The following is a 23,948-nucleotide window of genomic DNA, read 5'->3' as shown; positions in this document are numbered from 1 at the left end:
CCGGATCCATGAAGCGGCCGCGCGTCCTCATCACGGGGTTCGGCCGCTTTCCCGGCGCGCCGGTCAATCCCAGCGCCGCCCTCGCGCTGCGGCTGGCGCGGTCGCGGCGGCCTGGACCGGCCGGGGCGGATGTCACAGGGCTCGTGCTGCCGACCGAGTGGGCGCAGGCGCAGTCTTTTCCCGACATTCTCGACCGATACGCGCCCGACATCGTCTTGATGATCGGCCTCGCCGCCCGCCGCAGCGCGCTTTGCCTCGAAATACGGGCCCGGAATGGCGCCGGCGGCCGTCCCGACGTGGTGCGGCGACGGCCCGGGCCGGGCCGTCTGCAGCCCGGCGGGCCACCCGCCATCGGCTGCCGCGCAGCGCCGATGCCGCTGCTGGCCGCCCTGCGCGGTGCGGGCCTGCCGGCGCGGCTGTCGCGCGACGCGGGCGGCTATGTCTGCAACGCGCTGGCGCTGCGGGCCTATCTCTGGGCGGCGAAACAGGCGGGCCGCCGCGCGATCTTCGTGCACATTCCCCGCCCCCGGCCGGGTCTCGATCTCGCGCGGATGGCGCGCGGGCTGGAAGGCGTGCTCGCCGCGCTCATGGCGCAGGCGCGGGCGGCGATACCGTGATGGGGATGGCGCTGTAATAGGCGGCGAGAGCGGCGATGTCGCCGTCGCTCAGATCCTTGCTGACGAGGCTCATCATCTCGTTGCGGCGCGCGCCGGAGCGGAAGTCCTCCAGCGCCTTGACGAGATAGAACTCGACCTGTCCGGCCAGATTGGGCGCCTCGGGGTGCTTCGACAGGCCGTCGAGCCCATGGCACACCGCACATTGCGCCGCCGCCCTGGCACGTCCGGCGGCGGCGTCCTGGGCGGCGCAGGGTTGCAACGAAAGCACCAGCGCACAGCCGGCGAAGATCAGGCGGAGTGTCGGCAGGCTTTTCATCAGCAGATATTTCCCGGAAAGGCCGCCACGGCCGCGCGGACCGTGGCGGAAGCTGCGCTGCGCTCAGTTGCTGCCGTAGGAGATGCGGTAGATCGCCCCCGACGTGTCGTCCGATACCAGGAGCGAGCCGTCATTGAGCTGCGCCACCGAGGCCGGACGGCCGAGATATTCACCATTGGCGGTGAGCCAGCCCTCCGCGAACGGCTCCGTGCCCGCCGCGGTGCCATCGTCATTGAGGTGGGTGAACATCACCCGGGCGCCGACCGGCTTGGTACGGTTCCACGAGCCATGCTGCACGGAGAAGATGCCGCCGCGGTATTTCGCCGGAAACTGCGCGCCGGTGTAGAAGGTCATGCCGAGATCGGCGGCGTGGGCCACCATCTCCACCTGTGGCTTCACCGAATCCGCCGGCGGCGTCTGGTCCTTGTATTCGGCGGTGCGGACGGAGCCGCCGCCGAAATAGGGAAAGCCGAAGGTCTGGCCCGGCTTCTCCGCGCGGTTCAGCTCGCCCGGCGGGATGTCGTCGCCCATGCCGTCCACCTGATTGTCGGTGAACCAGAGCGTCTTGTCCTTGGGGTTGAAATCCATGCCAACGGAATTGCGGACGCCCCAGGCATAGACCTCGCGATTCTTGCCGTCGCGATCCATACGGACGATGCCGCCGATGCCCTGCTTCTGGAACAGGTCGAATTTCTCCGGCGGGAACACGTTGAACGGCTGGCCGAGCGTTATGTACAGCTTGTCGTCCGGGCCGATGCGGCACACCCGCGCGGTGTGATTATAGGATTCTTCCGACCGCGGGATCAGGTCGCCCTGCTTGACCACCTGGAAGGCGGCGACATCCGGCCCCTCGTAGAAGAACTCCGCCGCCGGGAACAGCAGAACGCGGTTCTGCTCGGCGACGAAGAGGAAGCCGTCCTTCGAGAAGCACACGCCGTGAGGCAGCTTGAACTGCACCGAGGGCGCGAAGACCTTCACCTCGTCGGCGACGCGGTCCTTGTCGCGATCCGTCACCGCCCAGACCTTCGACTTCCGGGTGCCGACGAAGACGACGCCGGTCGTGGGCCCGACCGCCATTTCCCGGGCATCCGGCACGATCGCGTACAGCGCGATCTTGAAGCCGTCGGGCAGCTTGATGCCGGACAGCGTCTTGTTGAAGGCGTCGACGCGCGGGCCGGTCTGCGGCACCGTCTCCATCTCCATGGAGGCGCCGGTGGTCTGGAAATTGGAGAGTTTCTCCATGTTGTCCGTCGCCTGCGCGGCAGCGCCGGTCACGGCGGCGGCGGAGAACAGCATGGTCGTGGCGAGCAGCGAAGCTGCCGGACGCCAGTGGCGCCGGTTCAAACGCATCTTCTTCCTCCCAGGTGCCCAGGCCTCGAACGGGCCGGTTGACGGTGCGGACGCTAGCACAGTGCGCGGAAACGTTAAGGCAGCTTACGTCACCATTCCGGATTTTTTATTCACCAGGACAGAGATTTCGCAAGAACGTGCCAGCCTGATACTACAAATTGTTATTCATTATTCCACGATTTCCGACACGGACACTTGGCTCTGTTACGGCGTTGCAGCACCGCCTCCGCGTCGCAACATCCCCGCACACCGCCCGGAATTCCTGCTAAAGGAAACCCGCCATCCGCGTCGGGATTCAGCCGTGACCATCTACCTGCCGATCGCCGAACTGCCCGTGAACATCTTCACGCTGCTGGCCATGGGGATCGCGGTCGGCTTCATCTCCGGCATGTTCGGCGTGGGCGGCGGCTTCCTGATGACGCCCCTGCTGATCTTCCTGGGGGTGGCGCCGGCCGTGGCGGTCGCCAGCGTCAGCACCCACATGGCGGCTTCCTCGCTCTCCGGCGCCCTGAGCTATTCGCGGAAGGGCCATGTCGACTTCCGGCTCGGCGGCATGCTGCTGATCGGCGGCCTCACCGGCACGCTGGGCGGCGTGCTGGCCTTCATGGCGCTGCGCCGGCTGGGCCAGCTCGATCTCTTCATCGCGATGTCCTACATCACCCTGCTCGGCACCATCGGCACGCTGATGGTGAGCGAAAGCCTGCGGGCCCTGCTGCGGAACTGGCGCGGCGAGCCGGTGCGGCTGCGGCGGCCGGGCGCGCATCCCTGGTTCCTGCGGCTGCCGCTGAAGATGCGGTTCCGCCAATCGCGCATCTATGTCTCCGCCATTCCGGTGGTGGGCATCGGCTTTGCCATCGGCTTTCTGGGCTCGCTGATGGGTATCGGCGGCGGCTTCATCCTCGTGCCCGCGCTGATCTACCTGCTGCGGGTGCCGACCCTCACCTCGGTGGGAACCTCGCTGCTGCTGACGCTGTGCACAATGCTCACCGCTATCGTGCTGCATTCGGTGCTGAACCAGACGGTCGATGCCGTGCTCGGCCTCGTGCTCATGGTCGGCGGCACCATCGGGGCGCAGTTCGGGGTGCGGGCGGGCCAGTCGATGCGGGCGGAGAACCTGCGGCTGCTGCTGGGGCTGCTGGTGCTGTGCGTCGGTGCCCGGGTCGCGATTGACCAGGTCGTGCGGCCGGCCGATCTCTACACCGTCAAGATCGACGAGAGCGCCCGATGAGGCGGCCCGCCCCCCTCGTTGCGTGGCTGGCGCTGGCCGCGCTGTTCGCGCTGGCCGGCCCCGCCGGGGCGCGCGAGGTGGTGCTGTCGCTCTCCAAGGAGCGGGTGACCATCACCTCGAACTTCGCCGGCGAGGATGTCGCCCTGTTCGGCGTCATCGAACGCGACGGCGAGGCGGAGCATGCGGGCTCCTACGACGTCATCGTCACCGCCCGCGGGCCGGACCAGAGCTTCGTCACCTGGCGCAAGGCGCGCCGGCTGGGGCTCTGGATGAATGTGGAGAGCCGCTCCTTCCTCTCCGCGCCGTCCTACCTCGCCGTGCTCAGCAACCGCGCCCCGGCGCAGATCGCGGAAGCCGAGACGCTGCGCACCGAGCAGGCCGGCCTCGCCAATAACCGCCTGCTGCAGCGGGTCGGCGGCGATTATGCCGATGTCGTGCCGGAAGATCCGTTCCGGCAGGCCTTTCTCCGGGTGAAGCAGCAGCAGGGCCTCTATTTCGAGCGGAACGCGGCGGTCTCCTTCATCGCGCCGCATGTCTTCCGCGTGGCGATCCCGATTCCGGGGCAGGCCCCGGTGGGCCGCTATCACGTCGTCGCCAAGGTGTTCGCCGGCGGCGAGCTGGTCGGCAGCCGCACGGTGGAACTCGAAGTCGCCAAGGTCGACTTCGAGCAGGCGGTCGCGCAGGCTGGCCGTGGCTCTATGGCCTGGCCTCGGCACTCGGGGCGCTGGCGGTCGGTTTCGTCGCCAGCGTCGTGTTCCGCAAGGACTGAGCGCGCTTCACAGCGCGGCGGGCGGCACCAAAGCCACGCCGGCCGCCTCCAGCGCCGCCGCCGCGCGCAGGGCGAGATCCTCGCGCCAGAACGGCGCGATGAGCTGCACCGCGATCGGCAGCGTTTCCGGTCCGGGGATCGGCGCCGCCACCACCGGCAGGCCGATGAAGGAGATCGGCTGGGTGTAGATGCCGATATTGGGCCGCACCAGCATCTCCCGCCCATCGAGCACGAAGGTCTTCTGCCCGAGGCGGGGCGCCGGCACCGGGCTCGCGGGGGCGATGAGCACGTCCCAGTGCTCGAACAGCGCGCTGGCCTGAGCCGCAAACCAGCGGCGGAACTTCTGCGCCTGCACGATCCACGCGCCCGGCAGCACCGATCCGGCCAGCAGCCGCTCGCGCACCGCGGGGTCGAACTCCGCCGGGCGCGTGCGCAGACGCTCGGCGTGCAGCGCGGCGCCTTCCGCCATGGAAATGAGATAGGCCGCGGCGCGGGCGCGCTCGACCTCCGGCAGCTCGACCGTCTCGGTGGCGCCCAGCGCGCGGGCGGCCTGCGCCACGGCGGCGTAGGCCTGCGGCATGCCCTGCCGGGCGAACCAGCCGCCCAGCACCGCCACCCGAAGCCCGTCCGCGCCCGCGGCGAGCGTGGGCAGCGTCGGCTCGACCGGCCGCCCGGCAAGGGCCGGATCGTCGCCATCCGGGCCCTGCAGGGCGTCGTAGGCCAGCGCGAGGTCTGCCGCGCTGCGGGCGAAGGGGCCGAGATGGTCGAGGCTCGCGACAAAGGGGAAGGTCCGGGCGCGGGACAGACGGCCATAGGTCGGCTTCAGCCCGAACGTGCCGCAGAACGACGACGGCACCCGGATCGAGCCGTTGGTGTCGGAGCCCAGCGCCAGCGGCACCTGCCGCCCCCCGACCGCCGCCCCCGACCCGCCGGACGAGCCGCCCGACATGTGGCCGGGGTCGATGGGATTGCGGGAGGGACCGTCGTGCAGGTTCTCGCCGGTGAAGTCATAGGCATATTCGCCCATGTTCAGCGCGCCCATGCAGACCGCGCCGGCGCCGACCAGCCGCTCCACCAGGGTCGAATCCCGTGCTGCCGGGGGATGGTCGCGGTTGATGCGCGAACCCGCGAGCGTCGGCAGCCCGGCGAGATCGAACAGGTTCTTCACCGCGAAAGGCACGCCAGCGAGCGGGCCGAGCGGCAGGCCGGCGGCGCGGGCCCGGTCCACCGCGTCGGCCTCGCGGCGGGCGCGCTCGGCGGTGACGGCGGTAAAAGCGTTGAGCGTGGCCTCGGTCGCCGCGATGCGGGCAAGGCTCGCCTCCACGATGGACCGGGCGCTCACGGTGCCGGCGCGCACAGCGGCGGCGATCTCTCCGGCAGTGCCGGCGGCAAGACGGGCGGGATCGAGGGCGGCGGAAGGGGTGGTGCTCATGGCACGCGCACCGCGGCGGGACGATACACCGGCGCGGGCTCGGCCTCGTCACCTAGGGGGAAGGCCAGCAGCGTGCGCGCCAGGGCAGCGGCGATGTCGAAATGCATCACCACGCGTGGGCGCAGCTCCGGCTCGACCGGCAGGTCGACCAGCGTCAACGCCGCATCGACATAGGCCGCAAGCCCGGCGGAATTCTCATCGTCCATGGCACCCTCGCAAGTGGCGATTTCAGCCCATTGCATACATGAAGCATGCCACTGCCCACGGAACGGACATGGTCCCGTTCCGATCGACACGTTCAAAAGGGAGGAGAAGGGGGGCGTGGTACAGCTGGGTGGGCTCGAACCACCGACCTCCGGTTCCACAGACCGGCGCTCTAACCAACTGAGCTACAGCTGCATGTGAGATGGCGCGGAACCTACTTGCCTCGCCTGCGCTTTGCAAGGCCAGTTCGCACACTGCCAACAGGCCTGTTCGGGCCAGATGCGGGAGACCCGCCCACGCCCGGCAGCGACGGCGGGTGGCGGAAACGGGCCGGTCCTGCGACCGACCCGCGAGGGCGGCGGTACGTGCGACTGCCTACCACTGATAGCGCACGCCGGTGAGCGCCGTACCGGAGGTATAGTCGCCATTGAAGGTGACGCTGCCGTTTACGAAGCCGTTCCAGCCCGTGCCTTTCCCGAACCAGTTGATTCTGGCCCCGACCTCGCCGAAGGCGCCGTCGAAATCGTCCGTCGAGGTGAAGGGGCTGCCGGGATTGCTGATGGTGACGGAGTTGTCGCCCTCGAACTCGTACCACAGCCGGCCGGTGAGCGAGGCTTCGAGCCAGTAGCGGTCGTTCTCATAGACCCGTCCACCCAGGCGCCCGCCAAGGCTGCCGCGCAGGCTCTCGCCGTCGTTGAAGCGCACGATCGTGCCTTCCAGCCCGTTCAGGTCGTCGATCCGGGTGCTGACATAGGACAGCGTCGCCACCGGCTCGATGAAATACGTCTCCTGAAGGGTGAAGCGATAGCCGGTGTCGATGGTGAAGCCGAGCGAGGTGACGTCCGTGGTTTCGCCGGAGTAGCCCACCGGACCCAGCGAGGGGACGCTGTAGTCCAGCTCCAATATGTCGGCCTTGAACAGGCCGTCGACGAAGAAGCCCCCCTTCAGATAGGTGGCGTAGACGCCGACGGTGCCGCCGGAATAATCCCCGCTGGTCGCGCTGCTGTTGAAATCCAGGGACGAGGCGACATAGCCGCCCATGACGCCGAAGATGAAGGCACTGTCGCCGGCGGTCTTGCCGAAATCGGCGCCGGCGATGAAGCCGTAGGTGTCCTGATCGTAGCCGGTGTCGAAGCTGTAGCCGGTCGAGCCGGCGCCGGAATAGCTGCTGGTGGAATCCCACGAGGCCCAGCTGCCGATCGCCTTGCCCCACACGCCGGGCGTTACGCTGTCGGGGACGGCGCGCGGGGGCGCCTTGGTGACGAGGCCCTGCTCCTTGGTGACGAGGGTGGTGGCCGGGCCCACCGGCTGCGGCGCCATCAGGTAGGAACGCAGGTCGGCCTGACGGTCGAGCCACACGCCGGAGGTTTCGTACCAGATCGTCTGAGCGCCGGTGATGAACATCGGCAGCTCGAACGCCTCCTGGTCGGGCAGACCCACCAGATACTGACCGAGACCGCCGTCGGGGTTCGGCTGCACCGCGAGATCGTAGAAGAACAGGCCCTTGTCGATCACCCCGCCGAACGTCGAACTGTAGTTGGGTGAACTGGAGCTCAGGACGAAGTCGCCGGCCTGCGTCTGGCCGTTCTGCACGGCCACGACGAGGATGCCGCCCGGATTATAGGCGCCGGCGCCTCGGGCGTTGACGTCGTTCACGTAAAGGCTCGTCACGCCCGAGGTCGCCGCGCCGGAGACCGGATTGCCGCCGGCATCGAGGCCGCCGACGACCAGTTGATCCGAGGTTGAGCCGGGCCCGCCGAGCCAGGCATCCACGCCGAGCGTGCTGTTGCCCTGCCCGGCGAAGGTGCCGCTGACATAGGTGCGGTCGCGGGTGGCGGCGGAAGACAGCGTGTCGCCGTCGATCATGGTCAGCGTGCCAGCACCGACGCCGCTCGGATCGCCGTTCACGAAGCTCTCCAGCCCGGAAAAGCCGGTGCTCTCGGCAACGCCGCCCCGCAGCGCGGTGACGAGGCGGCCGGCATTGGCGAGCGTGTCGGAACCCACGCCGAAGTCGTTCGCGCCGACGCTCGCCCAATTGCCGGAGCTCGCGTTGCCGAAGCTGTCATCGCCGCCCGAGAGGGCGACCAGCCCGTACAGCGTGCCATCATTCGCGACGACGACCGGCCCGCCGGTGGCGTTGAGCGCGAGGGCGCCTGCGGCGGCCACGACGTCGTTGTTGGCGGAGCCGGACCCGTCGGCGGTCCAGGCGGTCACCCGCGCGCCGGCGCCGATGGTGATGGAGGCGCCGGCCTCGCTGGCGACGGAGATGACGGCGTCGGCCGCACTCTGGCCGGAGCCGGAGACGATGGCGCCGTTGCCGACGTTCACCGTGGCGGTCTCGGCGCTGACGATGCGCAGGGCGCTGCCGACGCCGTTCTGGTCGAGGTCGCCGCGCACCGTTGCGAAATCCGAGACGGTGAGGCCGACCATGCCCGTGCCCGCGGCCAGGATGCCGTCGGCATTGGCGGCGACGATGCTTTCGAGCCCGGTGGCGACGAACACATCACTGCCGGCGCCTATAAGGTTGGACGCCGAGATGCCGGTGCCGCCCGCCACGATCTGGCTGAAGAAGCCCGTCGTCACCGCGATGGTGCCGGCCCCGCCGTCCGTCTTCGCGGCGAGGATGCCGGTGGCGCCGGCCGTCAGGGTGGTGCCGAAGCCGGTGCCCACCACCACGTCGCCGTCCTGCCCGCTCCCCTCGGCCACCACAGCACTCGCACCCGCGGCAATGTCGTTGTCGAGGAAGAGGTTGATGGTCCCCGCGCCGGACTGCTTGTCGGCGATCACGCCGTTGGCGCCGGCTGCGATGGCGCCGCGCGTGGTGACGGTGATGTTGCCGTCGCCGCCGAGCTGGTCGATGTCGATGCCGTCCCCGGCCGCCACGATCGCGCCGGTGGCGCTGACGATCACCGCATCGGCCCCGGCACCGTTGCCCGCCTTGTTGATGGAGATGCCATCGTCGCCGGCATTGATGATGCCGTTGCCGGTGGTGGAGATGGACACCAGCCCGTCACCGAGGGCGAAGGCGAGGATGCCGTCGTCGCCGGTCGCCACCGTGCCGAGCCCACCGACCGCGCCGTCGACCTCCACCGAGACGTTGCCCGGCCCTGCCTTCACCGCCAGCACGCCGACGCCGTCCGACTGCACCGCGCCACCGGCATTGACGTTGATGACCACGGCACCGCTGCCGACATTGGCCCCGAGCAGGCCGAGGGTGGTTGCCTGCACGACGGCATTGGCGTCGAGCGTGGCGGTACCGCTGCCGATCGTCACCGCCGCGCCGCCCACCGCTGGCGGATCGATGGCGCCGTTGATGGTGACGGAGGCGTTGCCGCCCACCGCGAGCGCACCGACCCCGACATAGCCGCCATCCACCGAGACCTTGCCAGTGCTGGTCACGGTCGCGTCGCCGCCGAGATTGACGCCCACCACGCCGGCGAGGCCCGCGGTTACGGCGCTGTTCGCCGTGACGGTGACGGTGCCGCCGGCCCCTATCGCCGATGCCAGCACGCCGACGCCGCCGGCGGCGCTGACAGCGCCATTTGCGACGACGTCGACGGCCGCACCGTCGCCGATCTGCAGCGCCGCGACGCCCAGGACATTGCCGCTGACGGCGCCGTTGGTGGTCACCTCCAGCACGCCGTCGCCGCCGAGGCCGATGGCGGCCACACCCGCGCCCTCGGCCGACGACACGGCGCCGCTGGTGACGAGGGCGAGCGCATTGGCGTCGCCGATCGACAGGGCGCCGACGCCGAGATACCGGCCTTCAACCGCCGCGTCGGCCAGGATGTCGAGGGTGTTTCCCGAGCCCACGGCGAGGCCCAGCACCCCGAGCCCGTCCGTGGCGGCCACCGCCCCCTGCGTGCGGATGTCGAGCGCGCCGCCGTCGCCGACCAGAACGCCCGCGATACCGGCCCATCCGGCGCTTACAGAGCCGGTGTTGCCAACCTCCACCGTAGAGCCGTCGCCCACCGCCAGACCGAGCACGCCGATGCCGGCGACATCCGACAGGCTGCCGGCATTGTCGACGCGGACCGCGCCCCCGGCGGCCGTGCTGATGGCGACCCCCGCAATACCGACAAAGGCGTTGCGGATGTCCCCACTGTTGTCGACCGCGACATCATTGCCGCCGCCGATCCCGAGGCCGAGCGCGCCGACCGCGAAATCGGAGATATCGCCGGCATTGGTGACCACGACGTCGGGGTCGGCCGAGGCGCTGGCGTCGCCGATCTTCACCGCGCCGAACCCGAGGAGCGGGAGGGCGCCCGACGAGGAGAAGACCTCGCCGCCATTGTCGACCACGGCCCGACCGTCGCCCACATTGAGCGCGATGACGCCGATCAGGTCGGCGTCGACCGAACTCGTTGCGGACGTGGTGGCGCTAGCGGTGCCGGCGCCGAGGGCAAGGGCGCCGACCCCGATCAGCGGGGGATCGATGATGCCGTCGAGCACGGCGCTTGCGCTCCCGCCATTGGCAGCAAGGGCGCCGACGCCGATGAGACCGCCGCCCGCCACCTCGATGCGGCCATTCGCGGCGACGCTGGCATCGCCATTGGTATTGAAGCCCAGCACGCCGCCCGCCGTGCCGAACACATCGCCGGTGACAACCTCGACCGTATTGCCGCCGACGCCGCCATTGTCGATGGACCCGGCGAGAACGCCAAAGCCGCCCTGGCCTTCCACCCGCCCCCCGGTGGTGTCGACGGACACGCTGTTTCCGCCATTGCCGAGGGCAAGGGCGAGGATGCCCGAGCCGGCGGTACCCGTCACGTCGCCACGGGTGTCGACCGATACCGTGGCCCGGCCATCGCCGAGCAGCCAGGACGACGGGTCCTGCGGATCGAAGGCGGAGGGATCGCCGCCGACACTCGCGGCGATGGCGACCGCGCCGGCATCGCTGCCGGTGATCACGCCGCTGCCGGCGATGGAAGCCGTCGCGTCCTGCGGGGTGCCCGCAAGCGAGCCCGAAACCGCCATCGCGGCCACGCCGAATCCGTCATTGCCGGCGATCGAGCCGCCATTCACCACGACCTCGACCGACGTCGCGGTATCGAGGCCGAAGGCCGAGGCGGCAAGTCCGTTCTGCGCGCCCGTGACCGTGGTGCCGCTGGTCGTCACCCGGGCGGTGCCGCCGAGCCCCAGCACCCCGAGCGCCGTGGCCGAGATGCCATCGCCGCCCGCGCCGGTGACACCTCCTCCGGTGAGCGTCAGGTCAACCGTGGGGCCGAGCAGATCAATGCCGTCGTCGCCGCCGGTGACGACGGTGTCGGTGGCGGTGACATCGAGCCCGCCGAGGCCCCGGACATGGATGCCGTCGCCGCTGATGCCCCGCACGGTGCCGCCGGTCAGATCGAGCGTGGTGGCCCCACCCCCGGTAGTGATGCCGTTGAGCCCGCCCTGCACGGTGGTGTCGGCGAGAGTGATGCCATTATCGGCCGAAACCGCAGAAATGCCGTTCCCGCTCGTGCCGGTGACCGCGCCTCCGGTCTGATTCACCTGGGTGCTGCCGCCGGCGGAAAGGTCGAGACCGTCATTTCCGCCGAGGAAGGTGGCGCCGGTCCCGGTCACCGAGGCGCGGACCAGCGCATTCGCGGTCACCGCATCGTCGCCGCCCTCGATGGTGCCGCCGGTCACGGTCACGCTCGTGGTCGAACCCTGGATATTGATGCCGTCGCCATTCGTCGAGGTCACCCGGCCGCCGCCGCTGTAGCTGGCCGAACCGGCCGCTAAGATATCGACGGCGTTGACGTTACCCGTGCCGTTGGCGTTGGCGATGCTTCCCGCATTGTTGACGACCGCCCCGACGCCTCCGGTGGTCGAGGTGCCGCGGCCAGAGACCGCGGCGCCGCCCGCGACATTGGTGGTGGCGGTGAACAACGACACGCAGTTCCGGGTGACGTTGGTGGTCGCCGTGCTCGAATTGAAGTCACACTGGGCGCTGGCCGGCGTCGGGCCGAACAGCATGGCGACCGAAAGACCCATGGCCAGCGTGCCAGCAATCGCCGTCGATCCCAGCAGTCTTCGCCGCTGCCCGCTCAAACCTTCCGAAAGGTAATAAGATCCATCCGCCGCCAGCTCGTGGCGTCGCCCAGTCTTGGACATTCCTCATCCCCACCATTTATTTCGAAAGATGGAGTTTTTAGACATCCATCTGTCGTTGAACGCTTTTCCAGCGCAATGAACGCTAACAAAGCATTCCTGGGGGAACAATGGGACGCCACATTCCCAAGAGGTAACGGGGAATAGTCTACGAAGGGGAAGCTCAGTATTTGCGTGAGCGGAGACGTTGGTGTCGCCACACTTTGTCCAGAGAGTGGGCAAAAATGACACACGCCGCCTGCAAAATAGGCAACATGGTAGGGTGGGCCTTCCCGTGCGGGTTGCCGTCAGAGCCCGCGTCGAATCAAAAGCGCCGCATCGTCGGGCGGACGATGCGGCGTCACCCGAGATAGGCGAACTCAGTGGGCGAGCAGGAGGGGCACCGTCATGCGCTCCAGCATGTCGCGCGTCACCCCGCCGAGCACGAACTCGCGCAGCCGGGAATGGCCGTAGCCGCCCATGACCAGCAGGTCGATGTGGCGGGCGGCGACTTCCTTGAGGAGGGTGTCGACGATGCCGTCATCGCCTTCCGGCACGAGCCGCCGCAGTTCGACATTCTTCTCGTGGCGGGCGAGATGCCGGGCGAGATCGGCGCCGGGCAGATCGTTGTGCTTGGCGTGCCCGGACTGGACGACGACGGCCTCGACCAGCTCCGCCTTGTGGAAGAAGGGGCGGGCTTCGGCGACGGCGCGCGCCGCGGCGCGGCCGCCATCCCACGCCACCATGATACGGCGCGCCGAGAAGGGCCGGGCCTGCTTCTGCGGCACCAGCAGCACCGGCCGCCCGGAATCGAACAGGACCGCCTCGGCGATCACCTCTTCCGAGCCGGGCTGTTCCAGGTCGGCCTGCGCGATCACGGTGAGATCGTAGAGCCGCGCCATGACGCCGATCTGCTCGGCGGCACCGCCGAGCGTGCCGTCCACGGTGCGGATTTCGCCGCTGAGGCCCATGGAGCGCGCCGCCTCGCCGAAGCGGGCGAGTGCCTCCGCCGCCAGCCGCTTGCTCTCCTCGCGCTGCACTTCGAGGAAATCGGTCGAGAACGCCTCGGTATAGATGGGCGGCACGTCGATGGCGTAGCTCACGGCGACGCCCGTGAGATGGGCGTCGAGCTTGGCGGCAAGGGAAACGGCATAGTCCGCCGTGGCGTCCACGCCGCTGCCCAGCTTGAGATTTACCAGAATGTCCCTGATCACCGCGCTATCCTCCTGAAATCCCGCCTGTTGCGGGCTGTTGTTATGCCGAGAGGTTGGTATCGGCCTTGATCGCGGTCAAGCGAATGCGTGCGGCGCTCCCCGCACCGGCTCAAGCCCCCGGCGAGGCGGCCGATCACGGGTCGCCCCGCGCCGCGGCTCCGGCTATAACGACGCGCCTCCAACCGGACTGACAGACGTGGCGTCCCTCGGCCGATCCCTTCTCATCGCCTTCGTTCTGCTCGGCTGCTGGGAGGCCGCGGTGCGCCTGTTCGGGGTGCCGGCCTATATCCTGCCCGGTCCGCTGCGGATCGGCGCGGCCCTGGTCGACAACCACGTCATCCTCGCCCGCAACGCCGCGATCACCTTGGGCGAGATGCTGCTGGGCCTTGTCTGCGGCTCGGCGCTGGGGGTCGGCTGCGCGCTGCTGATGGCAATTTCGCAAACGGCGCGCCGCGCGCTCCGACCGGTTCTGCTGGTGGCTCAGGCGCTGCCTGTCTTCGCCATCGCGCCGCTGCTGGTCGTCTGGTTCGGCTTCGGCCTCGCCTCCAAGATCGTGATGGCGAGCCTGATCATCTTTTTCCCCGTCGCTTCAGCCTTTCACGACGGAATGGCGCGGGCGGATCAGGGTCTGGTGGACCTCGCCAGGCTCTATGACGCCGGCAAGGCCGGGGTTTTACGTCATATTCGGATTCCGGCGGCGCTGCCGGCGCTGGCCTCCGGCCTGCGGGTTGCGACCGCGGTGTCGCCCATCGGCGCCGTCGTGGGCGAGTGGGTCGGCTCCTCCGCCGGGCTGGGCTACCTGATGATCTACTCCAACGCCCGCATGCAGACCGACATGGTGTTCGCCGCCCTCGCCATCCTGCTCGCTGTCGCGCTGGCGCTCTTCGCCATTGTGGACCGCGCGCTGGCCCGGCTGCTGCCCTGGGCACCTGAAACCCTGCCGCGCTGATCGCCCGATTGCGGTGGCATACCTGCTCTGCTAGCCTTCGCGTGTCCGAGGGGTGTCTCGCAAGAGGCTGAGATGGCGGTTCCGCCAGACCCTTTGAACCTGATCCGGGTCATGCCGGCGAAGGGACGGAGCAAGGGCGGCGCGCTTTCCGCCCGAAGATCCCCCATAAGCTCGTGCCTCGGGTCTCCACATCAGGAGGAGATCCCATGCTCAAGACCATTGCCGCGGCCGGCCTCGCCGGCCTGCTCGCCCTCGCCGCCGTGCCCGCGCACGCCGCCGACAAGCTCACCGTGCTGCTCGACTGGTACGTCAACCCCGACCACGCCCCGCTGATCGTGGCGAAGGAGAAGGGTTATTTCGATGCCGCCGGGCTCGACGTCACCCTGGTGCCGCCGGCGGACCCGTCGGCGCCGCCACGGCTCGTCGCCGCCGGTCAGGCGGAGGTGGCTGTCAGCTACCAGCCGAACCTCTATCTCTCGGTCAAGGAAGGCCTTCCCCTGGTCCGCTTCGGCACGCTGGTGTCGACGCCGCTCACCGCGCTGGTCGCGCTGAAGGACGGCCCGGTGAAGTCCATCGCCGACCTCAAGGGCAAGACCGTCGGCTATTCCGTCGCCGGGCTTGAGGATGCCCTGCTCGGCACCATGCTGGCCGATGCCGGGCTGAAGCCGGAAGACGTCACCATGGTGAACGTCAATTTCGCCCTCTCCCCGGCTCTGGTCGCCGGCAAGGTGGACGCGGTGATCGGCGCCTATCGCAATTTCGAGCTCACCCAGATCAAGCTGGAAGGCAGGGAGGGCGTCGCCTTCTTTCCCGAGGAGCACGGCGTGCCAGTGTTCGACGAGCTGATCTACGTGACCCGCAAGGACCTGATCGCCGATCCCCGCCTCAAGCGCTTCCTCGGCGCGGTGGAGAACGCGACGATCTTCATACTGAACCACCCGGACGAGGCCTGGCAGGTGTTCGTGAAGGCAAACCCGAATCTGGACGACGAGCTGAACCGCACCGCCTGGCGCGACACGCTGCGCCGCTTCGCGCACGCACCGGCCGCCCTCGATGCCGGCCGCTACGATCGCTTCGGCGCCTTCATGAAGCAGCACGGGCTCATCGACAAGGTCGAGCCAGTGGAGGCCTACGCCCCGGCGCTGCCCTGAGAACCATGCGGCCGCGGCCGGTGGGCAACGTGGCCGCGCCCTTCCGGCCCACCGGCACCGGTGCTACCGATGGCGCTCGGGCGGTATCGACGCCAGCAGGGAAGAAGCATGGGCAACGGGCTCTATCATGTGGTGGCGGCGCTGGTGGGCGCCGCCGTCGGGATCGTCGGTTCCGCCTTTCATGGGAGCGTCGACGGACTGACCGGATGGTGGCCCGCCTTCCTCCAGAACACCCTGCATCTGAGCGGCCCGGCGCTCTATGCCGGAGCCGCTCTGGTCGGCGCGGCGATGACCGTGACGTCGCTCTGGCTGGTGCGCAGCTTCGCGCCGGAGGCCAGCGGCTCCGGGGTGCCGGAGATCGAGGGCGCCATGGAGGGACTGAGGCGGGTGCGCTGGAAGCGCGTGCTGCCGGTCAAGTTCTTCGGCGGCGTGCTGGCCCTCAGCTCGGGAATGGTGCTGGGGCGCGAGGGGCCGACCATCCATCTCGGCGCCTCAATCGGCAAAGCGGCGTCCGACCTGATGCGGTGGGAGGCCGAGGACATGCGCGGCCTGCTCGCCGCCGGCGGCGCCGCGGGACTGGCCGCCGCCTTCAACGCGCCGCTCGCGGCCATCCTCTTCGTCATCGAGGAGACGCGGCGGCAGTTTCCCTACAGCGCCCGCACCTACACCGCGGTGATCCTCGCCTCGCTGGCAAGCGCCATCGTCACCGAGTCCATCACCGGCGACGTGCCCTTCATGCTGATGCACGTGCCCGACATGGCCGCGGCCACCTTTCCGGCCTTCGTCGTGCTCGGGTTGATCCTCGGCGCGGTGGGCGTGGGCTTCAATCACACGCTGATCTGGTCGCTGAACCATGTGCGCCGGCTCGGCCTGCGCACGTCCTTCTACATCTACCCCACTGCCATCGGCCTTATCGTCGGCATCCTGATGTTCACGCTGCCGGAAGCCACCCAGGGCGGCGAACTGCTCGCGGTGAAGCTGGCAGGCGAACACCGCACGCTGGTCGGGCTGGCCGTGATCGTGCTGCTGCGGTTCATCATGACGATGGGTAGCTATGCTACCGGCGTCGCCGGCGGCATTTTCGCTCCCATCCTCGCGCTGGCGACCACCATCGGGCTCTGCTTCGGCACCGGGCTGGAGCATCTGGTGGCGCTGCCCGAAGGCACTCACATGGCGCTCGCCATCGCCGCCATGGGCGGGCTGTTCGCGGCGACCATCGGCGCGCCGATGGTCGGCATGGTGCTGGTGATGGAACTGACCGGCGCCTATTCGATCCTGGTGCCGGTCATGATCACCACCCTCTTCGCCAACATGGTGGCGCAGTGGCTGGGCGGGCGGCCGATCTACGAGGTCCTGCTGGAGCGCACCCTCGCCATCGAATCCGAGAGCCGGCCGGCGGCCACAAGCTAGCGCCGGCCGACCCCGTTCACAGCGCGGGCGCGAGCTGCGCCGGGCCCTCCTCCGCAGGTTCCAACCGGAGCTGGCGGTCGTGGAACGCTGCCAGGCTGGCGCGATGGCCGATGGAGAGAATCGCGGCCTGCGGCAGCCGCTCGCGCAGCAGCCGATAAAGCGCCGCCTCAGCCGGCTCATCCAGCGCGGAGGTCGCCTCGTCGAGCAGCAGCACGTCGGGCTTCACCAGCAGCGCGCGCGCGAGGGCGAAGCGCTGGCGCTCGCCGCCCGACATGACGGACGGCCACAGAGCATGCTCGTCGAGCCGCCCGGCGAAGGCGCCGAGGCCGACATCCTCCAGCGTCTGCCGCATCTCCTCGTCGGTGAAGCCGGCGAGCGGCTCGGGATAGGCCAGCGCCCCGCGCAGCGAGCCGATCGGCAGATAAGGCTTTTGCGGCAGGGTCAGCAGGCGGGCGCCGGGGGCGAGCGATACCTCGCCATGGCCGTAGGGCCAGATGCCGGAGATCGCCCGCATCAGCGTGCTCTTGCCGCTACCCGAGCGGCCGGTGAGCAGCACCGCCTCGCCGGGGCGGATGCGCACGCCATCCACGCTCAGCAGGGCGCGGCCGTCCGGCAGACGAACCTCGGTGGCGTCGAGCCCGAGGGCGCTGCCGTCCGAGGTCTGGCCGAGATGATAGGCGCTCGTCAGCGCCTCGGCCTGGGTGCCCATGACTGCCCGCTCAAAACCGACCAGACGATCCACCACCGACTTCCATTCCGCCAGTGTCTGGTAGGCGTTGATGAAAAAGGAGAAGGAGCCCTGCACCCGGTCGAAGGCCGAGGAGGTCTGCATCAGCTGGCCGAGCTGGATCGCCCCGCTGAAATAGGCCGGCGCCACGACGATGAACGGGAAGATGTTGGAGAGCTGGCCATAGCCCGAGGTGAACCAGGTGAGCCGCTTCTGCGCGATCATGATGCCCCAGTAATTATGCACCACGCTGGAGAAGCGGTCGAGCAGGCGGGCCTTCTCGATCGCCTCGCCATCCATCAGCGCGATTTCCTCGCCATTCTCGCGCACCCGCACGAGATCGACGCGGTAATCCGCCTCGAAGCGCTGCTGATCGTAGTTCAGCTTGATCAGCACCCGGCCGATGAGGTGGGTCAGCCAGGTGCCGACCGCGGCATAGGCGAAGGCCGCCCAGACGAGATAGCCGGGAATGGCGAATTCCGAACCGCCGAGGGTGAAGCGGAAGTCGCCCGACAGGCCCCAGAGGATGACCGCGAAGGAGGTGAGCGTCATCACCGCGTTCAGCAGGCCGATGAAGATCGAGATGGTCTGCGCGATGTAGGACCGGATGTCCTCGGCGATACGCTGGTCCGGGTTGTCGGCCACGTCGCCCTTGAGCCGGAGGCGGTAATGGGTATCGCCCTCCAGCCAGGCGGTCAGATATTTGTCGGTCATCCAGGTGCGCCAGCGTATCTCCAGCCATTGACGGAGATAGATCTGGTACACCGCGACGATGATCGCCCCGGTGGCATAGGCGCAGAACAGCGCGAGCTGGTATTTGAAGGCAGGAAAGTCCTTTTCCTGGATGGCATTGTAGAAGGTGTTGTTCCACTTGTTCAGCAGAACCGTGGCACCGACCCAGGCGAATTCCAGCGCGACCACGGCGGCGAGCAGGATGCGGCCCGCCCAGCGGTCTTCGCCGCGGAAATAGGGAATGGAGAGCCGCCACACATCGGCGAGCAGGGTCTTGATGGCATGCACGGGAGCGTCTCCGGCAGATGACGGCACCGGGCGTGCCGTTCGCAGGAAACGAGCTTAGCCGATCCAATCGCGGCGCAAGGATGACGGGAAGATTAAGCTTTGGAGAGGTACGCCCGGACCGCGCGGAAACAGCCTGCGTTCCGGCAAACAAGAAGGGCGCGACCCGGAGGTCGCGCCCTGAGGAAAAGACGGTCTCGGTCCGAAATCACTTCACGCCGGTGCGGGCGTTCTGCTCCACCGACTGGCGGATATAGGGCTCGGAGGTGTCGACGGCGGTGCTGGCGGCATTGCGGCCTTCAACGACCGGGGTGGCGTCCGGCGTGCCCACAGTCTGGTTCTGGACGGTCTGCTTCCAGCCGGCCTGCTCCTCGTGGCTCAGCTTGGCTTCGGCGGTCGCCGCGAAGCTCAGGGTGGCGAGGGTGGCGAGAGCGATGGCGGTCATCTTCATGGTCAGTCTCCAGTCTTCGGAGGGAGGCGCCGTCGCTTGGCGGCGCCGAGGTGATGAAGACCGTTCTATATCGTACACGATATGATCGCACGCACCGTTATCGTATACGAGCCATGCGCCGGGCGGGCAGGATTTCCCACCCTTGTGATTTCGCCAGCCCCGCTTTCGCCGCGTGCCTTAACGCGGCCACGCGGGCGCCGCCGGCGACCGCGCCGGCCGTCCCGACAGGTGATTTCGGCTGTCAGATAAAGCGCTTGCGGATATTCTGGCTGACCACGTCCAGCACCGAGACCGTCAGCACCACGATGATGAGGATCGCCGAGGCCTGCGAGTAGTTGAAGCCGCGGATGGTCTCGTTGAACGTCATGCCGATGCCACCGCCGCCGACAATGCCGAGCACGGTGGCCGAGCGCACATTCGATTCAAAGCGGTACAGCGCGTAGGAGATCCACAGCGGCAGCACCTGAGGCAGCACGCCGTAGACGACCTCCTGGAGCCAGGTGCCGCCGGTGCCGCGAATGCCCTCCACCGGCGCGGGGTCGGTCGCCTCCACCGCCTCGGAGAACAGCTTGGCGATGACGCCCGTGGTGTGGACGAACAGCGCGAGCACGCCGGCAAACGGGCCGAGGCCCACCGCGGCGATGAAGATGAGGGCGAACACCAGTTCGTTGATGGCACGGCAGGCGTCCATCAGGCGGCGGATCGGGAAGGCGACCCAGCGCGGCGCGACGTTATCGGCTGACAGGATGCCGAGCGGAATGCCGGCGACCACGGCGAGCAGCGTTCCCCACACCGCGATCGCCAGCGTCTCCACCATGTTCTGGGCGTACATCTCCCATTCGGTGAAATCCGGCGTCAGGAACTCGGCACCCAGCGTGGCCATGTTGCCGGAGTCGCGCCACAGCATCACCGGGTTCATTTCCGCCTCGTGCCAGCAGTACACCAGCACCACCACGCAGACCGCCGCAAGGGCGAGGCGGGCGAGCCGGGTAGGCAGCGGCGTCAGGGGCGGCGCGGGAATGGTGCTGACGGCCGAGCGATGGGCGACGTCGGAAAGGTGCATCGCAAGGGTCCTCAAGAGGGGCCGGCGGTGCGGCGCGGCGCTCGGAATGGGGCGATCTGCCGGTCTGTCACGCGAAGAGGGAAGCCTCGCCAGCGAGACGTCGCGGCTTCCGAAGGCAGGCGGAGCCCCGCAGGCGCGGGGCTCCCAAAAGCTCCCGGGGGAGCGTGTCACATCGCGGGGATCTTCTTCGCCAGCGCGTCGAGAGCGGCGAGCTTGTCGTCGATCTCCTTGATCTGGCTGGCCTTCTCCTCGGCCGACAGCTTGTCGTTGTTCTCGACCTTCAGGCGGCTCTTGAAGAGCTCGAGCTGGCGGATCGGGTAGAGCTGGGCGTCGGAAGAGGCGAGGAAGGGACCCCAGCCATCCGAGGTCTTGGCGAGAACGGCGCGGGCGTGCTCGACTTCTTCCGGCGTGCCGAGGCGGCCATAGGTCATGAAGAAGGTGTAGATCTTGGCCTTCAGGTCCGACGGCAGGTCACGGCGCCACACGATCGGGTCGCCGGGGATCAGCGGCGAGCGCCACACTTCCTTGATCTTCTTGGCTTCGTCCGGCCGGGTCATCTGCAGCCGGGTGATGTTTTCGGTGTTGTTGGTGGCGAAATCGACCTGCTTGTTGGCGACCGAGAGCAGGTTGGCTTCATGATTGCCGGAGACGACGCGCTTGTAGCACTTGGCCGGATCGACCTTGTTCAGCGCGAAGACGTAATAGCCGGGAACGAGGAAGCCCGAGGTGGAGTTCGGGTCGCCATTGGCGAAGTTGAACCCCTTGGAGCAATCCAGAACGTCCTTGAGGGTGTTGATATCGCTGCGGTCCACATTGGTGACGATCAGCGAGTAGTAGCCGCTCGAACCGTCCGGCTTGGCGGTCTTCACGAAGACCTCGCCATTGGCGCGGTCGACGGCCTCCATCGCCGACTTGTTGCCGAACCAGCCGATGTCGACCTTCTTGAAGCGCATGCCCTCGATGACGCCGGCATAGTCGCCGGCGAAATAGGCCTTCACCGGGATGCCGATCGCCTTTTCGAGGTCCTGCATCAGGGGCTCGAAGCTCTTGGCGAGGTTGGCGGAGGATTCAGTGGAGATGAAGCCGAAGTTCAGCTCCTTCACTTCCTGCGCCGCCGCGGGGGCGGCAAGCGGGGCGGAGAGACCGGCCAGCACGAGGCCGGCGGCAAGAAGGCGCTTCATGGAGAGTGCTCCTATCAGGATGCGGAAACGAGTTCGGCGTTCGGCGCCGCCGGAGCCGTGAACTGGCTCGGCAGGATGAGTTCCTCGGCGCTGGCGCCGTAGAGTTCGGTGAGGAAGGCGGCCGTGATCTTGGAGGCCGGCCCGTCGAACACGACGCGCCCGGCATTCATCGCGACCACGCGGTCGAAATAGGCCGTGGCGTAGTCGACCTGGTGCAGCGAGACGACCAGCGCGATGCCGTGGTCCCGGCTCATGGTGACCAGCGTGTCCATGACACGCTTGGCCGACTTCGGGTCCAGCGAGGCGATGGGCTCGTCCGCCAGCACCAGCTTGGCGCCCTGCACCAGCGCGCGGGCGATCGCGACACGCTGCTGCTGGCCGCCGGAGAGTTGGCGGGCCTTCTTCGCGGCATGGGCGGCGATGCCAACCTCGGCGAGGGCGGCATAGGCAGTGCGCCGCTCATCCTCGTTGAACAGGCCCAGCGTGCCGCGCAGCACGCTCATGCGGCCGAGAGCCCCCACCAGCACATTGGTGAGCACGGAAAGCCGGCCGACCAGGGCGAACTGCTGAAAGACGAGGCCGATATGGCGGCGGGCACGGCGCACCTCCCGGCTGAGGCGCCCCTCTTCCTGCACGCTCACCCCGAAGGAGCGCACGATGCCCTGCCCCGCGCCGCGATCGGCGAGGGATAGGCCGGAAGCCACGCGAATGAGGGTGGATTTGCCGGAACCGGAGGCCCCGATCAGTGCGACGCGCTCGCCGGGCGCGATCGAGAGCGAGACGCCGTCGACGGCGCGCATGGCGCCGTAGGTCTTGGTCACACGGTCGAGCTCAAGCGCTGCCGCCATGGGTCCCTCGCCGGCCGGAGAACGATGGACCGGGGGTACGCGGAGGGCGTGACGGGTCTATGAAGGCCGGATTACGGTTCGGTGACACTCCCGTCCCGGGAGATTCCAGATCGCGCCTGCTCCCTTGGCGCCACGACGCGGCGGCGTCACATATTGGGATAGTTCGGGCCGCCGCCGCCTTCGGGGGCGATCCAGGTGATGTTCTGGTTGGGGTCCTTGATATCGCAGGTCTTGCAGTGCACGCAGTTCTGCGCGTTGATCACGAAGCGCGGCGTGCCGCCCTCCTCCACCCATTCATAGACGCCGGCCGGGCAGTAGCGGCCCGACGGACCGGCGAAGACATCGTGCTCCGAGGTCTTCTGCAGCTCCATGTCCCGCACCACCAGATGCGGCGGCTGGTCTTCCTCATGGTTGGTGTTGGAGAGGAATACCGAGGAAAGCCGATCGAACGACACCACCCCGTCCGGCCGGGGATAGTCGATCCGGCGGCAGGCGGCGGCGGGCTTGAGGCTGGCATGATCCGGCTTGCCATGCCTCAGCGTGCCGAAGGGCGAGATGCCGAGAAGGCTGTTCGCCCACATGTCGAGCCCGCCGAGCCCGATGCCCACGAAGGTGCCGAGCTTCGACCACAGCGGCTTGACGTTGCGCACCTTCCACAGGTCGCGCCCGATGTCGGACGAGCGCCACGCCGCCTCATAGCCGGTCAGCTCGTCCTGGGCCCGGCCCTCGGCGAGGACGGGGAAGAGATGCTCGGCCGCCAGCATGCCGGAGAGCACGGCATTATGGCTGCCCTTGATGCGCGGCACGTTGACGAAACCGGCGGCGCAGCCGACCAGCGCGCCGCCCGGAAACACCAGCTTCGGAACGGACTGGAAGCCGCCTTCGGTGATGGCGCGGGCGCCATAGGCCAGCCGCTTGCCCCCCTCGAAGGTGTCGCGCACCAGCGGATGGGTCTTGAAGCGCTGGAACTCCTCGAACGGCGAGAGATAGGGATTGGCATAATTCAGGTGGACCACGAAGCCCACCGCGACCTGCCGGTCCTCCAGATGATAGAGGAACGAGCCGCCGCCGGTTGCCGCATCCAGCGGCCAGCCGAAGGAGTGCTGCACCAGCCCGGGCCGGTGCTTCTCCGGCGCGACCTGCCAGATCTCCTTCAGCCCGATGCCGTATTTCTGCGGCTCGCGGCCTTCCGCAAGGCCGAACCGGGCGATGAGCTGCTTGGAGAGCTGCCCCCGCGCGCCCTCGGCGAACAGGGTGTAGCGCGCCCGCAGCTCCATGCCGCGGGTATAGCGGTCGGTCATCTCGCCGTCGCGACCGATGCCCATGTCGCCGGTGGCGACGCCGACCACCGCCCCGGCCTCGTCGAACAGCACCTCATTGGCGGCAAAGCCCGGGTAGATCTCGACGCCGAGCGCCTCCGCCTTCGCCGCAAGCCAGCGCGCGACATTGCCGAGCGAGCCGATATAGGCGCCGTGATTGCTCATGAGCGGCGGCATGAGCGCGCTGGGCAGCCGCACCGAGCCCGCCGGGCCGAGGAGATAGAAGCGGTCGTCCGTGACGGGAGTCTTCAGCGGCGCGTCGGCATCCGCCCGCCAGTCCGGCAGCAGCCGGTCGAGGCCGATGGGGTCGATCACCGCACCGGAGAGGATGTGCGCCCCGACCTCCGAGCCCTTCTCGACAACGAGGACGGAAATCTCCGCGCCCGCCGCCTCGGCGAGCTGCTTCAGCCGGATCGCGCTGGCCAGCCCGGCCGGACCGGCGCCCACGATGACGACGTCAAAATCCATCGATTCGCGTTCGGGCAGCTCCGCCGCGTCCATCCGTCACTCTCCCTCGACTGATTTGGACTTCTTCCATGCTTGCGGCGCCAAGACAATCGCCCATGCGCGGGCATTCCACCGCGCGGGGCGCCGCCGGGCCTGCACCGGGCGCGTGGCGGTGCT

The 23,948-nt window shown here is 68.5% G+C and carries 17 protein-coding genes, 1 tRNA gene, 1 pseudogene and 1 riboswitch; of the genes and pseudogenes, 6 read left to right on the top strand and 13 right to left on the bottom strand.

Going from position 1 to position 23,948, the window contains the following annotated elements:
- Nucleotides 1-8: 8 nt before the first annotated feature.
- A complete protein-coding gene (locus tag KHC27_RS10335; RefSeq protein ID WP_213338617.1) occupies nt 9-617 on the top strand; it encodes a pyroglutamyl-peptidase I in 609 nt (202 codons plus the stop codon).
- Here the strand turns inward: KHC27_RS10335 and KHC27_RS10330 are convergent.
- Together KHC27_RS10330 and KHC27_RS10325 are read right to left on the bottom strand one after the other, a co-directional pair.
- Nucleotides 586-933: a c-type cytochrome gene (locus KHC27_RS10330; RefSeq protein WP_213338615.1), complete on the bottom strand. Its 348-nt coding sequence runs from the start codon at nt 931-933 to the stop codon at nt 586-588. The genes KHC27_RS10335 and KHC27_RS10330 overlap by 32 nt on opposite strands.
- Before the next feature lie 63 nt (nt 934-996).
- A complete protein-coding gene (locus KHC27_RS10325; RefSeq protein WP_425514875.1) occupies nt 997-2,229 on the bottom strand; it encodes a PQQ-dependent sugar dehydrogenase in 1,233 nt (410 codons plus the stop codon).
- A gap of 355 nt (nt 2,230-2,584) precedes the next feature.
- On the opposite strand from KHC27_RS10325, the gene KHC27_RS10320 reads away from it, so the two are divergent.
- Both KHC27_RS10320 and KHC27_RS10315 read left to right on the top strand, forming a co-directional pair.
- A complete protein-coding gene (locus KHC27_RS10320) occupies nt 2,585-3,511 on the top strand; it encodes a sulfite exporter TauE/SafE family protein (RefSeq protein ID WP_213338611.1) in 927 nt (308 codons plus the stop codon).
- Nucleotides 3,508-4,137 (top strand): annotated as a pseudogene (locus tag KHC27_RS10315) (TIGR02186 family protein); the annotation flags it as partial. The gene KHC27_RS10320 and the pseudogene KHC27_RS10315, both read left to right, overlap by 4 nt.
- A 150-nt stretch (nt 4,138-4,287) precedes the next feature.
- On the opposite strand, the gene KHC27_RS10310 reads toward KHC27_RS10315, so the two are convergent.
- The 5 genes from KHC27_RS10310 to KHC27_RS10290 form a co-directional block, all read right to left on the bottom strand.
- On the bottom strand, nt 4,288-5,712 hold the full coding sequence (locus KHC27_RS10310) for an AtzE family amidohydrolase (RefSeq protein WP_213338609.1): 1,425 nt from the start codon (nt 5,710-5,712) through the stop codon (nt 4,288-4,290).
- The gene (locus tag KHC27_RS10305; RefSeq protein ID WP_213338608.1) at nt 5,709-5,918 is read right to left on the bottom strand and encodes a DUF4089 domain-containing protein; all 210 of its coding nucleotides are present in this window, start codon (nt 5,916-5,918) and stop codon (nt 5,709-5,711) included. The genes KHC27_RS10310 and KHC27_RS10305 overlap by 4 nt, the downstream gene beginning before the upstream one ends.
- 116 nt (nt 5,919-6,034) lie before the next feature.
- Nucleotides 6,035-6,111: transfer RNA gene (locus KHC27_RS10300), tRNA-His, on the bottom strand.
- 180 nt (nt 6,112-6,291) lie between these two features.
- Entirely contained in the window at nt 6,292-11,898 is a 5,607-nt protein-coding gene (locus tag KHC27_RS10295; RefSeq protein WP_213338607.1) for an autotransporter outer membrane beta-barrel domain-containing protein, read from the bottom strand.
- A 476-nt stretch (nt 11,899-12,374) separates the two neighbouring features.
- Nucleotides 12,375-13,208: a universal stress protein gene (locus tag KHC27_RS10290; RefSeq protein ID WP_213338606.1), complete on the bottom strand. Its 834-nt coding sequence runs from the start codon at nt 13,206-13,208 to the stop codon at nt 12,375-12,377.
- 196 nt (nt 13,209-13,404) lie between these two features.
- Between KHC27_RS10290 and KHC27_RS10285 the strand changes: the two genes are divergently transcribed.
- The 3 genes from KHC27_RS10285 to clcA all read left to right on the top strand — a co-directional run bounded on the left by KHC27_RS10285 (nt 13,405) and on the right by clcA (nt 16,718).
- Nucleotides 13,405-14,157, top strand: coding sequence for an ABC transporter permease (locus tag KHC27_RS10285; protein ID WP_213338605.1), 753 nt, complete (start codon nt 13,405-13,407; stop codon nt 14,155-14,157).
- Nucleotides 14,158-14,195: 38 nt separating this feature from the next.
- Nucleotides 14,196-14,300, top strand: a riboswitch (TPP riboswitch).
- 63 nt (nt 14,301-14,363) lie between these two features.
- Nucleotides 14,364-15,308 carry an ABC transporter substrate-binding protein gene (locus tag KHC27_RS10280; protein WP_213338604.1) on the top strand — a complete coding sequence of 315 codons (945 nt, stop codon included), beginning with the start codon at nt 14,364-14,366 and terminating at the stop codon, nt 15,306-15,308.
- 108 nt (nt 15,309-15,416) lie between these two features.
- On the top strand, nt 15,417-16,718 hold the full coding sequence (clcA, locus tag KHC27_RS10275) for a H(+)/Cl(-) exchange transporter ClcA (protein WP_213338597.1): 1,302 nt from the start codon (nt 15,417-15,419) through the stop codon (nt 16,716-16,718).
- Between the two features lie 16 nt (nt 16,719-16,734).
- Here clcA and KHC27_RS10270 read toward each other — a convergent pair whose 3' ends face one another.
- From KHC27_RS10270 to KHC27_RS10245, 6 genes are all read right to left on the bottom strand, one after another.
- On the bottom strand, nt 16,735-18,465 hold the full coding sequence (locus tag KHC27_RS10270; RefSeq protein ID WP_213338595.1) for an ABC transporter ATP-binding protein/permease: 1,731 nt from the start codon (nt 18,463-18,465) through the stop codon (nt 16,735-16,737).
- A 205-nt stretch (nt 18,466-18,670) separates the two neighbouring features.
- The gene (locus KHC27_RS10265; RefSeq protein ID WP_213338593.1) at nt 18,671-18,913 is read right to left on the bottom strand and encodes a hypothetical protein; all 243 of its coding nucleotides are present in this window, start codon (nt 18,911-18,913) and stop codon (nt 18,671-18,673) included.
- Nucleotides 18,914-19,154: 241 nt separating this feature from the next.
- Entirely contained in the window at nt 19,155-19,976 is an 822-nt protein-coding gene (gene phnE / locus KHC27_RS10260) for a phosphonate ABC transporter, permease protein PhnE (protein WP_213338592.1), read from the bottom strand.
- A gap of 167 nt (nt 19,977-20,143) precedes the next feature.
- Nucleotides 20,144-21,157: a phosphonate ABC transporter substrate-binding protein gene (phnD, locus tag KHC27_RS10255; RefSeq protein ID WP_213338591.1), complete on the bottom strand. Its 1,014-nt coding sequence runs from the start codon at nt 21,155-21,157 to the stop codon at nt 20,144-20,146.
- Between the two features lie 14 nt (nt 21,158-21,171).
- The gene (gene phnC, locus KHC27_RS10250; RefSeq protein WP_213338590.1) at nt 21,172-22,005 is read right to left on the bottom strand and encodes a phosphonate ABC transporter ATP-binding protein; all 834 of its coding nucleotides are present in this window, start codon (nt 22,003-22,005) and stop codon (nt 21,172-21,174) included.
- Nucleotides 22,006-22,151: 146 nt separating this feature from the next.
- Nucleotides 22,152-23,825 carry an electron transfer flavoprotein-ubiquinone oxidoreductase gene (locus KHC27_RS10245; protein WP_213338589.1) on the bottom strand — a complete coding sequence of 558 codons (1,674 nt, stop codon included), beginning with the start codon at nt 23,823-23,825 and terminating at the stop codon, nt 22,152-22,154.
- Between the last annotated feature and the right edge of the window lie 123 nt (nt 23,826-23,948).

It is taken from the genome of Ancylobacter lacus (assembly GCF_018390635.1).
Classification (GTDB): domain Bacteria; phylum Pseudomonadota; class Alphaproteobacteria; order Rhizobiales; family Xanthobacteraceae; genus Ancylobacter; species Ancylobacter lacus.
The sequence above is the reverse complement of the archived record's forward strand: the minus strand, read 5'-3'. Positions and strand labels throughout refer to the sequence as shown.

Bases quoted from the DNA above. Each gene is read 5' to 3' on its own strand.
- KHC27_RS10335 (WP_213338617.1), top strand. From the start codon at position 9: ATGAAGCGGCCGCGCGTCCTCATCACGGGGTTCGGCCGCTTTCCCGGC.
- KHC27_RS10330 (WP_213338615.1), bottom strand. From the start codon at position 933: ATGAAAAGCCTGCCGACACTCCGCCTGATCTTCGCCGGCTGTGCGCTG.
- KHC27_RS10325 (WP_425514875.1), bottom strand. From the start codon at position 2,229: ATGCTGTTCTCCGCCGCCGCCGTGACCGGCGCTGCCGCGCAGGCGACG.
- KHC27_RS10310 (WP_213338609.1), bottom strand. From the start codon at position 5,712: ATGAGCACCACCCCTTCCGCCGCCCTCGATCCCGCCCGTCTTGCCGCC.
- KHC27_RS10305 (WP_213338608.1), bottom strand. From the start codon at position 5,918: ATGGACGATGAGAATTCCGCCGGGCTTGCGGCCTATGTCGATGCGGCG.
- KHC27_RS10295 (WP_213338607.1), bottom strand. From the start codon at position 11,898: ATGGGTCTTTCGGTCGCCATGCTGTTCGGCCCGACGCCGGCCAGCGCC.
- KHC27_RS10280 (WP_213338604.1), top strand. From the start codon at position 14,364: ATGCTCAAGACCATTGCCGCGGCCGGCCTCGCCGGCCTGCTCGCCCTC.
- clcA (WP_213338597.1), top strand. From the start codon at position 15,417: ATGGGCAACGGGCTCTATCATGTGGTGGCGGCGCTGGTGGGCGCCGCC.
- KHC27_RS10265 (WP_213338593.1), bottom strand. From the start codon at position 18,913: ATGAAGATGACCGCCATCGCTCTCGCCACCCTCGCCACCCTGAGCTTC.
- phnE (WP_213338592.1), bottom strand. From the start codon at position 19,976: ATGCACCTTTCCGACGTCGCCCATCGCTCGGCCGTCAGCACCATTCCC.
- phnD (WP_213338591.1), bottom strand. From the start codon at position 21,157: ATGAAGCGCCTTCTTGCCGCCGGCCTCGTGCTGGCCGGTCTCTCCGCC.
- phnC (WP_213338590.1), bottom strand. From the start codon at position 22,005: ATGGCGGCAGCGCTTGAGCTCGACCGTGTGACCAAGACCTACGGCGCC.
- KHC27_RS10245 (WP_213338589.1), bottom strand. From the start codon at position 23,825: ATGGACGCGGCGGAGCTGCCCGAACGCGAATCGATGGATTTTGACGTC.